The 15,472-nt window shown below is 30.1% G+C and carries 12 protein-coding genes and 1 tRNA gene; 5 read left to right on the top strand and 8 right to left on the bottom strand.

Going from position 1 to position 15,472, the window contains the following annotated elements; genetic code table 11:
• Positions 1–89: 89 nt before the first annotated feature.
• The 3 genes from ccoN to GFV00_RS05385 form a co-directional block, all read right to left on the bottom strand.
• Positions 90–2,321: a cytochrome-c oxidase, cbb3-type subunit I gene (ccoN, locus tag GFV00_RS05395; RefSeq protein ID WP_160556931.1), complete on the bottom strand. Its 2,232-nt coding sequence runs from the start codon at positions 2,319–2,321 to the stop codon at positions 90–92.
• Positions 2,322–2,342: 21 nt separating this feature from the next.
• The gene (gene ccoS / locus GFV00_RS05390) at positions 2,343–2,525 is read right to left on the bottom strand and encodes a cbb3-type cytochrome oxidase assembly protein CcoS (protein WP_105296782.1); all 183 of its coding nucleotides are present in this window, start codon (positions 2,523–2,525) and stop codon (positions 2,343–2,345) included.
• 143 nt (positions 2,526–2,668) lie between these two features.
• Entirely contained in the window at positions 2,669–5,053 is a 2,385-nt protein-coding gene (locus tag GFV00_RS05385) for a heavy metal translocating P-type ATPase metal-binding domain-containing protein (RefSeq protein ID WP_160556932.1), read from the bottom strand.
• A gap of 85 nt (positions 5,054–5,138) precedes the next feature.
• Here GFV00_RS05385 and GFV00_RS05380 point away from each other — a divergent pair, with 85 nt between their 5' ends.
• On the top strand, positions 5,139–5,852 hold the full coding sequence (locus tag GFV00_RS05380; protein ID WP_255448154.1) for a Crp/Fnr family transcriptional regulator: 714 nt from the start codon (positions 5,139–5,141) through the stop codon (positions 5,850–5,852).
• A gap of 18 nt (positions 5,853–5,870) precedes the next feature.
• On the opposite strand, the gene GFV00_RS05375 is transcribed toward GFV00_RS05380, so the two are convergent.
• On the bottom strand, positions 5,871–7,754 hold the full coding sequence (locus tag GFV00_RS05375; RefSeq protein WP_160556933.1) for an ABC-F family ATP-binding cassette domain-containing protein: 1,884 nt from the start codon (positions 7,752–7,754) through the stop codon (positions 5,871–5,873).
• A 64-nt stretch (positions 7,755–7,818) separates the two neighbouring features.
• Complete coding sequence (locus GFV00_RS05370) at positions 7,819–8,082, bottom strand: hypothetical protein (RefSeq protein ID WP_146105549.1); 264 nt, start codon at positions 8,080–8,082, stop codon at positions 7,819–7,821.
• A 387-nt stretch (positions 8,083–8,469) separates the two neighbouring features.
• Between GFV00_RS05370 and GFV00_RS05365 the strand changes: the two genes are divergently transcribed.
• A complete protein-coding gene (locus GFV00_RS05365; RefSeq protein WP_160556934.1) occupies positions 8,470–9,021 on the top strand; it encodes a hypothetical protein in 552 nt (183 codons plus the stop codon).
• Between the two features lie 317 nt (positions 9,022–9,338).
• Here the strand turns inward: GFV00_RS05365 and GFV00_RS05360 are convergent.
• Positions 9,339–9,411: transfer RNA gene (locus tag GFV00_RS05360), tRNA-Phe, on the bottom strand.
• Between the two features lie 169 nt (positions 9,412–9,580).
• Here GFV00_RS05360 and GFV00_RS05355 point away from each other — a divergent pair.
• The 3 genes from GFV00_RS05355 (at position 9,581) to GFV00_RS05345 (ending at position 12,630) form a co-directional block, all read left to right on the top strand.
• The gene (locus GFV00_RS05355) at positions 9,581–10,852 is read left to right on the top strand and encodes an OmpP1/FadL family transporter (RefSeq protein ID WP_105296778.1); all 1,272 of its coding nucleotides are present in this window, start codon (positions 9,581–9,583) and stop codon (positions 10,850–10,852) included.
• Between the two features lie 33 nt (positions 10,853–10,885).
• A complete protein-coding gene (gene lptC, locus GFV00_RS05350) occupies positions 10,886–11,464 on the top strand; it encodes an LPS export ABC transporter periplasmic protein LptC (protein ID WP_160556935.1) in 579 nt (192 codons plus the stop codon).
• Between the two features lie 116 nt (positions 11,465–11,580).
• Positions 11,581–12,630 carry a hypothetical protein gene (locus tag GFV00_RS05345; protein WP_160556936.1) on the top strand — a complete coding sequence of 350 codons (1,050 nt, stop codon included), beginning with the start codon at positions 11,581–11,583 and terminating at the stop codon, positions 12,628–12,630.
• A gap of 39 nt (positions 12,631–12,669) precedes the next feature.
• Here GFV00_RS05345 and GFV00_RS05340 read toward each other — a convergent pair whose 3' ends face one another.
• The gene (locus GFV00_RS05340; protein ID WP_160556937.1) at positions 12,670–13,329 is read right to left on the bottom strand and encodes a uracil-DNA glycosylase; all 660 of its coding nucleotides are present in this window, start codon (positions 13,327–13,329) and stop codon (positions 12,670–12,672) included.
• 49 nt (positions 13,330–13,378) lie between these two features.
• Positions 13,379–15,259 carry an ATP-dependent DNA helicase RecQ gene (locus GFV00_RS05335; RefSeq protein WP_160556938.1) on the bottom strand — a complete coding sequence of 627 codons (1,881 nt, stop codon included), beginning with the start codon at positions 15,257–15,259 and terminating at the stop codon, positions 13,379–13,381.
• Between the last annotated feature and the right edge of the window lie 213 nt (positions 15,260–15,472).

The raw sequence follows: 15,472 nt of genomic DNA, 5'->3' as shown, positions 1-15,472 counted from the left end.
ATAAGACAAAAAGCAGAAGAGCTAAGCTTTGATAAATTATGGCATTATCTACTCCTGCAATTATTTTATTATAAAATTTGAGCATTTTTCTAATTATTTGCCGTTTCTAACTGTGTTTTTTTGATATCAACACCAAGTCTTTGTAAATAAGCAATTATAGCTACAATTTCCCTTTTTTCCAATGGAACAAAGTTAGCACCCTCAGCCTTTGCAGAGGCATCAAAACCAGCCTTATAGTCGGGTCTGTCTGTAAATATACTGGCTGCAATTTCTTTTGCTTGAGCCTCCATATTAGATTTATAATTGTCAATATCCTTTTGTTCGTAGGGAACATTGAACCAATTTTTCATTAATTCTAACTTTTCTTTAGTTTTGGAGACATTTAATTCGTTATAAATTAACCACGGATATCTGGGCATAATGGATCCTGGAGAAGTTTCTCTAGGGTCGAATAAGTGAGTAAAATGCCATGAATCCGGATTTTTTCCTCCTTCTCTGTGTAAATCAGGTCCGGTTCTTTTAGATCCCCAAAGGAAAGGTCTATCGTATACGTACTCTCCTGCTTTAGAATATTCTCCGTATCGAACTACTTCATCTCTAAAAGGACGTATCATTTGGGAATGACAGGCATTACAACCCTCACGGATGTATAAGTCTCTTCCTTCCAATTCTAAAGGGGTATAGGGTTTTACACTTGTTATTTGAGGTATATTGGATTTAACGAATATGGTTGGTAAAATTTCCACGGCTCCCCCAACTGCCAAAGCAATTATTGCTAAAACAGAGAAGAATAGAGGCATTCTTTCTAACCAGGAATGCGTTTTTTCATTCGGGCCTTTTGCCGGAGAAACATGTAAAGCAGGGGCTTCTGCCTCTTCGTTAGCTTCAAATGTACCTTTTCTAACAGTTGCAATAATGTTTATAACTAATAATATAGCTCCTGAAAGATAAAGTACCCCTCCAATAAATCTAAATATAAAGAAATATCTTAGCGATGTAACGGTTTCAAGGAAATTCTTTGTAACAAGAGTTCCATCCGGATTAAATTGTTTCCACATTAAGCCTTGAGTAAAACCACTCATGTACATAGGGATAACATATAAGATGATTCCCATAGTTCCTAACCAAAAATGCCAGTTGGCTAATTTTACAGAATATAGATTGGTTTTAAATATTCTTGGAATGATATAATAAATAACTCCAAAAATGATGAAACCGTTCCATCCTAAAGCTCCTAAATGCACGTGTCCTATAACCCAATCGGTAAAATGTCCGATTTTGTTTAATGTTTTAGTAGCCAATAAAGGACCTTCAAAAGTAGCCATACCGTAGCAAGTAACTGCCACAACAAACATTTTAAGAATAGGATCTTCTCGTACTTTGTCCCATGCACCTCGTAAGGTTAATAACCCGTTAAGCATACCTCCCCAAGAAGGTGCTATTAACATGATGGAAAATGCGGTTCCCAGCATTTGTGCCCATGCAGGTAAAGAGGTATATAGTAGGTGGTGAGGACCGGCCCACATGTAGACAAATATTAAGGACCAAAAGTGTATAATAGATAATTTGTAAGAAAAAACCGGTCTATTGGCAGCTTTAGGTAAATAATAATACATTAATCCTAAGATAGGAGTAGTCAAGAAGAATGCTACTGCATTGTGGCCGAACCACCATTGTACCATGGCATCTTGAACTCCTGAATATATAGAGTAACTTTTTGCTCGTAAAATATTTGAATCTAACGGGATTGCCAAGTTATTAAATACCCACAACAGGGTAATTCCACCCCAAGTAGCTATAAAAAACCAAATGGCAACATACATATGACTGATTCTTCTTTTGGCAATGGTGATAAACATGTTCAATCCGAATAATATCCAGATTATGGCTACCATAATATCAATCGGCCATTCATGCTCTGCATATTCTTTGGATGTATTGATTCCCATTAAGAAGGTAATTACTACAGAAACGATAATTAATTGCCATCCCCAAAAATGAATCCAACTTAACAGATCATTGGTTCGAGATTTTAATAATCGCTGGGTAGCATAATAAAACCCTGTAAAAAATCCATTACCTACAAACGCATAAATAACGGCACTGGTGTGAAGCATTCTCAATCTTCCATATCCCAAAAAGCCTTGAGATCTGGCTAAATCGGCTCCTTCAGTACCAAAGAAAAATTCAGGTAATGTCGGTATGAATAATAATGAGGCTACAGTAAGTCCGACTATAAAACCAACAATACCCCAAAGTATAGTGGCATAGGCAAACGCTTTTGTAATTTTATTATCATATGAAAATTTTTGTGTTTCCATTGGTGTTATGTAGTTACTTTATTATTTTTCTTTCTTATCGTTTTTGGATTCTTTTGAATTGCCATCATTGGAATCAAATAAAATTCTTACCGCAGGTGATTCATCATCATCAAATTGTCCTTTCTTGATTCCATAGATAAAAAGGATCAAAAATATAACAGCTAATGAAACACTGCATAATATCATTAAATATAATATTTCCATACTGACTGAACAAAAATACATTTTATTTGATATGAATGATAATGATTTGTAACATATTTTTACATTGCATCTTTAATTTAGAATATTTCTAAATTGAGGTATAAATCGAGTTATTTAATGGATTTTCAAATAAAAAAATTACCTTATCTTTTTTTAAATGTTTCATATCCAATAACTTTACTTACCACGGTGGTGAAAAGTACTACTGAAATGGAACTTACAGGCATAAGTATGGCTGCTACTAAGGGGGAAAGCCTGTTAGAAACAGCAAAACTTAATCCGATTATATTATAGCAAAAACTAATAATGAAACAAATGGAAACTATAACTAAGGCTTTTTTTGATAATTTTAAATATTTAGGTAGATAAGCAAAATTGTTTCCGTCTAATATGGCATCTGACGAAGGAGTGAAACTGTTTATATCATCTGATATGGCAATACCCACATTAGATTGTTTTAAGGCTCCTGCATCATTGAGTCCGTCGCCAAGCATTAAAACTGTATGCCCTTGATCTTGTAAATTTTTAATATAATCGAGCTTATCTTGAGGAGACTGATTAAATTTAATAACCGTGTCTGTGGAAAATATTTTTTCTAAATTATGCTTTTCGGAATTATTATCTCCACTTAATAATGATATTTTATAATGGTTAAGTGATCTGATAATTTCTTTTAAATCTTTTCTGTATTGGTTTTTAATTTTATATAACCCTTTGTATACGCCATTGATGGAAATATAAACTGAAGTTTCAGAATTAATATTTTTTTTATTTCCTACAAAGTCGCATGAGCCTATTTTGTATTCTATACCCTTAATGAACCCTTTTATTCCTTTACCTAATATTTCTTCGTAGTCCTTAATAGGTATATGATCAATGGGCATGGAAATAGATTCATAAAGCGATCTGCTTAAAGGATGATTGGAATTTTGAAGTATAGCTTTTAAGTTTTTTAACTCTTCAATAGTAAGTTTTTCTCCTTCATAACTAATTTTGTTGACTTTATTAATTGTCAAAGTGCCGGTTTTATCAAAAACTATATGGTCTATTTTTGCCAGTTTTTCAATTGTGAGAGCATCTTTTACGTAAAATTTTTCTTTACCGAAAATTCTCATGATATTTCCAATGGTAAAAGGTGCGGAAAGAGCTAATGCACAAGGACAGGCAACAATCAATATAGCCGTGATTACTTGGTACATTTGCGAAGTGTTTTTTTCAATGAAATACCAGTATAATCCGCTTATAATTGTGATGATCAGTATTACCATCACAAAATATTTACTTATATTATTGGTGATTGAATCAATAGTTGAAGTATCTTTTTTAAATGCTTCATTATTCCATAGTCGGGTAAGATAGCTTTGATTAACTTCTTTAATGATCTCGAGTTCTATAGTAGTGCCGGATTGTTTTCCTCCGGCAAATATTTTTTCTCCTGTCTTCTTTTCTATTAGTTTGGATTCTCCGGTAATAAAGCTGTTATCAATAAAAGCATCTCCATGAATAAGAATAGAATCGGCAGGAATAATTTCTTGATTGCGTATTAGTATTCTGTCACCAATTTTTAAATTTGAGATCAGAACATTTTCATGAGTTTTATTGGAAGTAATTTTAGTTACGGCTATGGGATAAAAGGATTTGTAATCCCTATCAAAAGCTAAAGTTTTATAAGTTCTTTGCTGAAAATACTTACCTAAAAGCATAAAAAATAAAAGTCCGCTTAGAGAATCGAAATAACCGTTACTCATTCCCGTATACGCTTCAAAGCAACTACGGAAAAATAAGGCAAATATACCGATAACAATGGGCAAATCAATATTTAATACTCCGTGTTTTAGAGCTCCCCATGCAGATTTATAATAATCTGAAGCGCAATAAAAAACTACGGGTAATGAGAAAAGGAACATAAGGATTCTGAAAAAATAACTGTATTGTTGAAGCCAAGGGTCTTTTTCAGTTTCGAGAAATTCCGGAAAGGCAAAAAGCATAATGTTTCCGAAAGCAAATCCGGCTATCCCTATTTTTACAAGTAGGGTGTGATCTACTTTTTCAGGTTTTTTTTCAGTAGTTTCAAAATTAATGACCGGCTTATAGCCTAAATCTGTTAGAAAATTAGCTAATTCACTTAATTTATAGAATTCATTTTTGTAGGCAATTTGTACCGTTTTAGAAGAAAAATTTACAGTAGAATATGTAATATTAGTATTAATATTTTTTAAACTTTCCAATAACCAAATACAAGCACTGCAATGAATAACGGGTATTTTAAAAGTTATAAGAGTTAATCCCCCTTCCGAATAATCAATAATTTTATCAAAGATTTGAGGGGTGTCTAAAAATTCAAAATAATTTTGCCCCTTTTCAGGTTTTATTCCGGCTTTGGAGTTTAAACTATAGTAATTTTCCAATTTATTTTGATTTAAAATTTCGTATACAGATTTACATCCGTTACAGCAAAATAATTTATTATCAAAATCAATTGGAGTTTCCTCAATGATCTGTCCGCAATGATAACAATGCTCACTCATATATTTGTATTATCACTAAACCTGCAAAGTTATATCCTTTTATTTAAAATTAAAGTATTATTTTTGTCCGTAAATTATTAAAAATATGAGTAATATCATGCCTAAAAATTCAGTAGATTTAATAATATCAGAATTAAAAAATAAGGATGTTTTAAGCCAATTTACAAAAGAAGAACATAGCATATTGGATAAAGAAATGAAGGAGATTCGTTTTGAAAGAGGTCAAGAAATTATACATGAAGGTTATAAACCTACCGGAATATTTGGAGTTATAAGCGGTACGGGTAAAATTAACAGAAAAGGATATAATGGTAAAGATCAAATACTGCGTTTAGTAAAAAAAGGAGAAATTGTAGGATACCGATCTTTATTAGGGGGAGAAAGTTTTAGTGCTTCTTGTACCGTTCTTGAAGATATTACTGCAGTATATATCCCTGAAATTATTTTTCATCGACTGTTAGAAATAAGTTCCAGAGTTTCTTTTGATGTATTAAAAAAAATATCCCAAGACTTAGGAGAAGCAGGAAAAACCATCACTTGGTTAGCTCAAAATACGGTGAGAGAAAGATTGGCTGCCGTTTTACTTCTTTTAGAGAAAAAACTTGATGTTGATCATGAAGGCTTCATTAAAATTACTCTTACTCGTGAAGAAATGGCAAATTTAATCGGTACAGCAACAGAAAGTGCGATACGATTAATTTCTGAATTTAAAAATGATGAGCTTATAGAAGTGGAGGGAAGAAGAATAAAAATTCTTAATCATCAAAAATTATCCCGACTAGGGCATGTTATGTCATAAAATTTATTAATTTTAAATTTAAGCGTTGAGCTCGCTGAGTTCCAGCCATCTAGATTCTTTGTAATCTAAACTTTGAATAAGATTTTCCAGCTTATTGCTAATTTCTTGTATTTCATCAAAACTTAAACTCGAAGAGGATAATTGTTCAGTTAATTTATTTTTTTCTTCTTCTAATTGAGGAATTTCTTTTTCTAGCATTTCTAATTCTCTTTTTTCCTTGAAAGAAAGTTTAGGAGATTTGTTCCCGTTAGTTGGATTACTATTTTTTATTTCCTTTTTAGAAACGTCTTTGATGATTTCATTTTCTTTTTCCTTTGATTTTAAATAAAAATCTGTATAATTACCTATAAACCAGGAAATTTTGCCGTTGCCTTCAAAAATCATCAATTCATCAACCACTTTGTCCATAAAGTATCGGTCATGGCTTACGATCAAAACACAGCCTTGATATTCATTTAAAAAATTTTCAAGAACAGTTAAAGTTGGTAAATCTAAGTCATTTGTAGGCTCATCAAGTATTAAAAAATTGGGATTGCTAAATAAAATAGATAGCAATTGTAATCTCTTTTTCTCTCCGCCGCTTAATTTAGATATATAAGTATATTGGGATTCCGGTGTAAAAAGAAACATTTCTAAGAATTGACCGGCAGTAATTTGTTTTCCATTGGATAGAGGGAAATAATCTGCTATTTCTTTTACAAAATCAATAACTCGTTGATCTTCTTTGTATGCGAGGCCTTCCTGTTTAAAATGCCCTATTTGTAAAGTTTCGCCCCATTCAATAGTTCCGGAATCAAATTCTTCCTTTCTTTCAAGTATCTTCAAAAAAGTTGTTTTACCCACTCCATTTTTACCGATGATCCCGATTTTTGATCCTCTGGCAAAAGTATGGGAAAAATCGTCTAAGATTATTTTATTTCCAAAATGTTTGGAAACATGTTCTAATTCAATGATTTTTTTTCCCAAACGAGTCATTTGCATGTCCAATTGAACTTGAGCATCAGAAATACTTTTTTTAGCAAGTTCTTCCGTTTTATAAAAACTTTCAATTCTGCTTTTTGACTTGGATGTTCTAGCCTGAGGCTGCCTGCGCATCCATTCCAGCTCTTTTCGATATAAATTTTTAGCTTTATCGGTTTGAGCTATTTGATTTTCAATTCTTAGAGATTTGTTGGTTACATAGGTCTCATAATCGCCATTATGCGAATATAAGGTTCCGTCTTCCATTTCTAAGATCCGAGTGCAAATAGCATCTAAAAAATATCGATCATGAGTAACTAAAATAAGGGTTTTATTTTCTTTGTTAAGGAAAAATTCCAACCATTCTACCATTTCAATATCTAAATGATTAGTTGGTTCATCCAGAATTAATAATACAGTGCCTTTTTCAAAGCTTATATCGATCAAGAATTTGGCAAGAGAAATTCTTTTTTGTTGTCCACCCGATAAATTTTTTATCTTTTGATCAAGGAAATCAATTTTTAATTTATTGATAATTTCTTGAATTACAGGTTCTACTTTCCATCCGTCCCATTGATCCATTTTTTCTATTAATCCTAATAATTCAGGATTGGAAGGATCATTTTGGACCATGGTATCGTATTGATGAACAATATCCAATACAGGGTTAGAATGGGTAAATATATAATCTTCAGCAGTCAAATCATCATTAAATAGTTCAGATTGTTCAAACATAACTACTTTTATGTCTTTATTGAGCGTAACCGATCCGGAATCGGCAGATTCTAATCCGGACAGGATTTTTAATAAGGTACTTTTTCCACTACCGTTTTTAGCGACTAAAGCAATTTGATCTCCTTCATTTATATGAAAAGAGACATTGGAAAATAAAGTTCTTATGCCAAAAGACTTACTGATGTTTTCAACTGAAAGATAATTCATAGGGTATATATAGAAAAGCAAAAATACGCTTTCTATATTATTTTATAAAAAGTCAATTTGGGTATTAGTTTGATGATTTATATAATATCATATGACAAACCAGCAAAATAGTTAGAAAAACATTGAGTATAACTCCTACAGAAGCATCAATATTTTTAAAATCTTTAATACGGGCATAAATACTAAGCAGGAGACAGAATAATTCAACACCAACCATAGTATAGTTTAGCCAGGAAGGTACAAAACAATATAAATTGCCAAGCAAGAAAGCTATTAGATTTAAAATAACTATTCCTGCTAAAAACACGAAAATACTGACGTTATTCATAATTTATTAAAATTAAATTTAAAAAATGCTTATTATGTATAAGATGTTTTCTTTAATTTCTAAATGATATATTTAAGTAAAAGAAATTAATAGTGTTACATTTTTAATAATCTAATTTTATTCCAAGATTTAAACAATCAAACAAAAAATATTAAATATTCGATGTTTAAGAAATAGAGGTAATATGTTATTGTGCAAATTAATTAATGTAAGCTTATTACTAGGTTAAAAAACTATATGTTCAAGAAAAGTTTGTATTATAAAATTTTTTTATATAAAAAAATTAAAATTTATAATGTAAATAATATATTATCTATAATTATAATTTATAACTAGTTATGAATTTTTTTTTGTCCAAATGTTTATATTTGTTGAAAAGTTATTTATATGAAAAAATTACTATTTATTGCTTGTTGCTCTTTATCTACGTTTTTATATTCACAAACAGAATTAAACCAATCTCAAATTAATTACATAAATTCTTTAAGGGAATTAGATAAAGAAGGGGTTAAAAAGTTTTCCGACAGCATAGCTAATACTTCCAAAACTAAATATAAATTTCTACAAGTTAGTAATAATACAATGCTAAAATCTCATTACATATTACGATATATTCCGGCAGAAACAGAAGATAAAGAAAAATATATAGATAGGAGATGTGAACAATGTATAAATGTAATTTTTGTTAAATATTTTAAAGGAGCAAACCCATCATTAGAGATTAAAGGTGAAGAATTTTATTTTTTTGATAAGATAGAGGCTAAATTCTTAGATTTATTTCCAATTTGGAAGTTAGTTTTTAAACCTGATGCAGACGCAATAAAATTAACAGAGGGGCATAAATCTTACTCAGACACAGTAATTAAAATTAATGATACAAAATATACATTTCAAAATTATAAATCAGATTCTCCTATTTGGGAATTAAAAGCGTGGTAATATACATTTTTGTATATTTAGTTCAAATTCAGAAATTTTGTTATATGTATACTATATCTCAAAGAAATACAAAACTTCGTTACAAAGCAATAAAAGATGAATATCGTTTACAGATAAATTTTTATAAATATTAATTATATACGGAACGTAAATTCATTTTAATTCGTTCAATTGTAATTTTTTATAAATATTTTTCTAATTAGTTTAGTTAAAATACTTCTCAATAATTTTTTATATAAATTCTTAAGGAATATGTCTCATTAAAAAACAAAAAATCCACAATCTTTTCTTATTGAATTAATTATGGATTTTTGAAGTGGTACCTCTTGGAATCGAACCAAGGACACAAGGATTTTCAGTCCTTTGCTCTACCAACTGAGCTAAGGTACCCTCGTTTGGGATTGCAAATATAGGGCATATTTTTAAATCACAAAATATTTTTTTAAAAAAAATGAATTTTTTTTAGACTATAAAATTTGACTAAGAATTTTTACTTATAATTATTTTTATAATCGGTACATTATTAACATATTTGTACTTTGTATATAAAACACACTGAATGAAAATTAGATTTTTCTCCATAATATCATCATTTATCATATTTCTGAATGCAGCTTATGCTCAGCAAACTTCTACCTCTCCTTATTCTTCATTTGGCTTAGGAGAAAGTAAAACCAATTCCGATATAGTAATTTCTTCTATGGGAGGATTGGGAACCTCATATATTTCAGATTTTACCAACGAAGCTAATTTTGTAAATCCGGCAGCGAATAGAAACTTGCGATATACCAGTTATAATATAGTGATCAATACCGATTATACCAATGCTAAAACTTCAAACGTAAGCAGTGATCGATCTACTACTTATTTAGCTAATTTATCATTAGCCTTTCCAATCGGAACTAAGTCCAGAGTAGGAGTAAATTTACAACCCTACACCAACATAGGATATGATATAAATACAGATAATTCAGATGTTGTAAATCAAAAATCATTATTTAAGGGAAGGGGAGGACTTAATGCTTTTAGTGGTATGTATTCATATAATATATCCAATGAATTTTCCTTAGGAGCTAAAATTGGGTATGTTTGGGGCGATTTGAAAAAAGATCAAGAAACATCTTTACAGAATGCTAATTTGATTTCCGGTATATTTAATAAGCAAGAATATGGTTTTTTCGATTATACTTTAGGAGTAGCCTATCGAAAAAAATTAACTAATAATCATTTACTTAAAATTGGAGCAACTTATAATATAGGGCATACCATAGATGCTGATGTAAATTATTTGTATTCAACCTATTATTATAACAATAATAATGAAAAAGTTTCAATGGATACCTTAAACTATGTTAAGGGAACGCATGATGCAAAATTACCTTCATCATACTCAATAGGAGTAGCCTATGGAAAAGAGCATAAATGGTCATTAGGAGCAGATTTTAAATTTACAGATCAATTTAAACTAAAGATACCGGAAGATAATTTTGATTACAAAAATAAGTATCGCGTAGCTGTAGGAGGCTGGTATTTGCCTAATATAAACGGTTTCAGATCTTATTTTGAAAAAATTATTTATCGATATGGGCTGTATTATGAAAATACAGGGCTTAATGTGAACAATAAAACCATTGACCAATATGGGGTAACCGCCGGTCTAGGCCTGCCTTTGGGTAAATCCGGTAAACATGATCCTTCCATGCTAAATTTAGGAATTGAACTAGGACAAAGAGGTTCAAAATCAAACGGTTTAATCAAAGAGAACTTCGTAAATTTTAAAGTTGGATTTAATTTTGATGATCTTTGGTTTAGAAAGAGACAGTACGATTAAAATTTATAACTATCATTTTTTATCCATGGAAAGATGGTGACTATAAAAAAAATAAAAATCTATTTATATCTTATTTTTTTTGCGATTATTTCCATTTCATGTTCCGATGAAAAAGGGGATAATTTAGGAGAAAAAAAAACCAACTTTGCTTCCAGGAGAATCTATAATGCTAATATAACTTTAACTGATTCAGTGTATGCAATTATTAGATTAAGGACTCCACTTATGGAAGAATATGAATTTGTAGAAACACCATATACAGTTTTTCCTAAAGGTTTAGACATGGATTTCTACCAAAAAGGTAAAGATCCCGGGCATTTGAAAGCAGATTATGCCAAGATAATTGAAAATGCAGGATGGTATGAAGCAAGGAAAAATGTAGTTATTATTAATTCGGATAAAGATACATTAAAAACCAATCAAATTTTTTGGAATAAGAAAGAAAGAAAAATTTTTTCAAACGATACCGTTAAAATCTACAGGGCAGACGGGGTAACTACGAATATTTCTATTCATGGAATCGAATCTTCAGAAGACTTTAAGAATTTTAAACTGAAAAAAAACACAGGTACTTTGCCCTATGCAAATGATTTAAAAACAGATAGCAAATAAATTTTATTTTGAATAAAAATAATATAAATGTTATTTACAAATAAAATATGAAATTATTAAATAAAGATGTATATTAGTAGCTTCAAAATTTATATTTTTAATAAAAATAGCGAACAATGAAAAAAAAGTATACTGTTTTTCTTTTAATACTTACGCTTTCTGTTTATGCTCAAGAAGGAAAAGTAAAAGAAACTTCTGAAAAAGGAGTTTATTTTGAACAGAATGGGGAAATGATTTTAGTTTATAGGGGATCAAAGGAAGGTAAAGCTAATAGTGGCTATACATTCACTTATGGAAAAGATGGAACATTAGAAGTAAAAGGAAAAGCATCTGCTCCTACATTTAAATCACCCAATGATGTGGTAATAGTTCAAGATGCTGCAGGAAATCGATATTGGAAATTGATTGATGGAACTATTGTAAAAACAGAATTAGCGGGAGAAGTATCAAAATCTGCGGCTGCTAAGGAAGTTTCTGTAATCAGAAAAGAAGAAAATAATGCAGTAGTAAATGAAGTTCCGGTTGAAACAGTAATTAAAGAAGTTCCTATAGAAGTTGTTGAAGAAAAAGTAATTGAAACGCCGGAAACAGTAAATGCTTTACCGGAAAAAGAAATAGAAATAGAAATTGAAGAGGCAGACATAGCTGAAGAAAAACCTGAAGAGGAAACACTAATACCGGAAGCTCAATTTATAAATGAACAAGATTCAGATGATGTATCTGAGACTGAACAAGCAGAGTCAATCGCTATTCCTACTCCATCTGCAACAGAAGAAGTTGAAACAGTACCTAGTGCTTCTAGCATAGTTATAGATGAAAATGAATCAAAAAATGTAGAAGAAATTTCAACCCCAACTCCACAAATTGAAGAAGCAGAAACAGTAGAAATCGAATCTATTCCTAGTCAGGAAGCTAATTCAGAAGTTTCAGTACCATCAGAAGAAAAAATTATTTTAGAAGAAGATGCCCCGGAGGAAGATAAAACTATAATTTCTACTATAGGAGATGATGGAATTGAAGAAATTCAAGTGATAGATGGAGAAGTAGGAGATGTGTCTAATATGTTTGAAAAAAATTATGAGGACATGTCTAGAAAGGAAAAGAAATTATATAAAAAGAATGAAAAAAAATTAATGAAGCAATTAGAAAAAGAACTTAAAAATTAATAGATATAAAATTTAATATAAAAAATGAACCTATTCGGTCTACCACTGAATAGGTTCAATTTTTTTTGAGGTTAAATATTCATTAGTAAGACTAAAAGGTCTTGAACCGAAAAAGCCTCTATGTGCGGATAAAGGAGAGGGGTGTACCGATTTAATTATGAAATGTTTTCGAGTATCTATTAAATTAATTTTCTGTTGTGCATAGCTTCCCCATAAAATAAATACAACATGTTCTTTTTCTTCAGATATTTTATGAATTACAGAATCCGTAAACGTTTCCCATCCTTTTTTTTGGTGAGAACCCGCTTGATGCGCTCGTACCGTTAAAGTAGCATTGAGCAAAAAAACACCCTGTTTTGCCCACGGAGTTAAATCCCCCGACTTTAATTCAATTCCGGTATCATTTTTTAATTCAATAATAATATTCCTTAAAGAAGGCGGATATACTATTCCATTGGGAACGGAAAAACATAATCCCATAGCTTGTCCTTCTCCATGATATGGATCTTGACCCAGTAAAACCACTTTTACTTGATCAAAGGGAGTCAGTTCAAAAGCCTTAAAAATATTTTTACCTTTTGGATAGCAAGTATGTTCTTTATATTCTTGCTTAACAAAATTTATTAAAGATGAAAAATAAGGCTTTTCAAATTCAGGCTTTAATAAATTTTTCCATGATTCTTCAATATTTATATTCATTCAGTAAAGGTAAAAATAAATATAAAAATAGTTGGAAATAAGACAAATATTAAGCCGAATAGGTGTTGAAATTTAATGCTTTAATTTTATTTTCTGAAATTAGATCTTGTAAGCATTCATGAATTTTTTCAAAAGAAACATTCCTAAATTCGGCATAAATATCCTCTCTGCTTCTAGGCTGTTCTTTTATATAAGATAAAATATCTTTCAGATAAGATTGTTCATCTAATTTGGATTTACAACATACATCACATTTACCGCATGTTTGATTGGTTTTTTCACCAAAATATCCAAGGATTAATTTCATCCTGCAATATTTTAAATTTCTGATAAAAAATTCCAACTCTTTATATTTAACTAATTTATTTTGTTGTATAAGTTGAAATTCATTCCAAAAACTTCCTAAAAGTTTTTGATCGTTCCGTGGTTCTAAAAAGTAAATTTTTTGCTTATTACCATCAACGTAAGAAATATCACCTGATTGGCTATATTTAATGAATTTGGAGTGTAATACGGAAAAAGGAATTAAAAGGCTATCGGCTAATTTTTTTTCATCAAATTTTATTTGATAAGAAAAAACACCTGTTATTTTTCTGGCAATTTTTTCAAATAAAAAGGAATCATTGCCGTAAAAATTAGTGTCAAGTCTTTCTATAGGAAAGTTAATTTTAAGCAGACTATCTGAAGGCTCATATTTCCATTGAAGAACTGAGCTATTATGAAGAAATTCTAAAATAGGTATAATCTTACTTTTATTAATTTTTGTACGTTGTTGAAATAAATTCAAGTCGAAATCAAAAATTGTATCAGGTAACTCATTAGGAACAATACAAAACATTGAATATAAATAACGGATAACTTTTTCATATTCAGATTTTGAAGATATAGTTTGTATGAGTGATGAGTATATATCAGAAAGTTCCGCTTCATTCCACAATAAAAATGTATGTGATAAAAGTCCGTCCCTTCCTGCACGACCAACTTCCTGATAATAATTTTCTAATGAATAAGGAGGAGAAAGATGAATGATCACACGAACGTCTTTCTTATCTATACCCATTCCAAAAGCATTAGTTGAAATTAGAATTTGGTTGGTACTTTCCGTCCAATTTTTTTGTCTTTGCATTTTCTCACTAGGGGATAATCCTGCATGAAAAAATTCAACCTCAAATCCCTTTCTTTTTAATGTTTCAGACAAAGTTTTAGTTTCATTTCGAGTTCTACAATAAATAATTCCCGAACCCTTATACCTATGTAAAATTCTTTCAATTTCTCCAAATTTGTCTCCGGCATTTAAAACTTGTAAAGAAAGATTTTCTCTATTAAATGATCTTTTAAATACCTGAACATTATGTAAATCGAGTTTTTTTATTATTTCAATTAAGACCTTTTCAGTTGCGGTTGCAGTAAGTGCCATGCAAGGAATTTGAATCCCGATATATTCTCTAAACTTTATAATTTGTTGATACGATGGACGAAAATCATTACCCCATTCAGAAATACAATGAGCTTCATCAACTGCGATAAATGAAATTTCAATATCCTTAATGATCTCTAGAAAAGTTTTATTTAACAATCGTTCCGGAGATACGTATAATAATTTCAATTCATTATTTCGCAATTTATTAAATACGGAAAGTTGTTGATCCGCTGTTTGATCCGAAGAAATATATTCGGCCGGAATTAATTTCCTTTTTAATGAATATACTTGATCCTTTATAAGAGCCAATAATGGAGAAATAACAATACAAGTGCCTTGAACCAAAAGAGCGGGGACTTGATAGCAAATAGATTTTCCTGCTCCTGTAGGTAAAAGAGCAATAGTATCTTTACTTTCCAATATAGAAAGCATGATCTCTTTTTGAAGAGGTCTGAATTCTTTATATCCCCAGTAAGATTCAAGAATTTTATTTGGTAATGAAAAGTCCATTTAGACTAGAATTTTTATTGGCAAGTAACAAATATATAAAAGAAAAAATTATCCTAATTTGAATTGACACAATTGTTTGGTGTTGATTTTATGCAAGATAAATTAAAAAAGAATTATATATTTACAGGCAAGATAAACAAGTAATAAAAAAAATACTTAAAAAAAGTGATTTTAACGTAACAAAATTTGTTAAGATAATACAAATTATAGTGA

The organism is Apibacter sp. B3935 (assembly GCF_009827705.1).
Taxonomy (GTDB): Bacteria; Bacteroidota; Bacteroidia; order Flavobacteriales; family Weeksellaceae; genus Apibacter.
The sequence above is the reverse complement of the archived record's forward strand: the minus strand, read 5'-3'. Positions and strand labels throughout refer to the sequence as shown.

Coding starts and splice junctions, on each gene's coding strand:
- ccoN (WP_160556931.1), bottom strand. CDS start 2,321: ATGGAAACACAAAAATTTTCATATGATAATAAAATTACAAAAGCGTTT.
- ccoS (WP_105296782.1), bottom strand. CDS start 2,525: ATGGAAATATTATATTTAATGATATTATGCAGTGTTTCATTAGCTGTT.
- GFV00_RS05385 (WP_160556932.1), bottom strand. CDS start 5,053: ATGAGTGAGCATTGTTATCATTGCGGACAGATCATTGAGGAAACTCCA.
- GFV00_RS05380 (WP_255448154.1), top strand. CDS start 5,139: ATGAGTAATATCATGCCTAAAAATTCAGTAGATTTAATAATATCAGAA.
- GFV00_RS05375 (WP_160556933.1), bottom strand. CDS start 7,754: ATGAATTATCTTTCAGTTGAAAACATCAGTAAGTCTTTTGGCATAAGA.
- GFV00_RS05370 (WP_146105549.1), bottom strand. CDS start 8,082: ATGAATAACGTCAGTATTTTCGTGTTTTTAGCAGGAATAGTTATTTTA.
- GFV00_RS05365 (WP_160556934.1), top strand. CDS start 8,470: ATGAAAAAATTACTATTTATTGCTTGTTGCTCTTTATCTACGTTTTTA.
- GFV00_RS05355 (WP_105296778.1), top strand. CDS start 9,581: ATGAAAATTAGATTTTTCTCCATAATATCATCATTTATCATATTTCTG.
- lptC (WP_160556935.1), top strand. CDS start 10,886: ATGGTGACTATAAAAAAAATAAAAATCTATTTATATCTTATTTTTTTT.
- GFV00_RS05345 (WP_160556936.1), top strand. CDS start 11,581: ATGAAAAAAAAGTATACTGTTTTTCTTTTAATACTTACGCTTTCTGTT.
- GFV00_RS05340 (WP_160556937.1), bottom strand. CDS start 13,329: ATGAATATAAATATTGAAGAATCATGGAAAAATTTATTAAAGCCTGAA.
- GFV00_RS05335 (WP_160556938.1), bottom strand. CDS start 15,259: ATGGACTTTTCATTACCAAATAAAATTCTTGAATCTTACTGGGGATAT.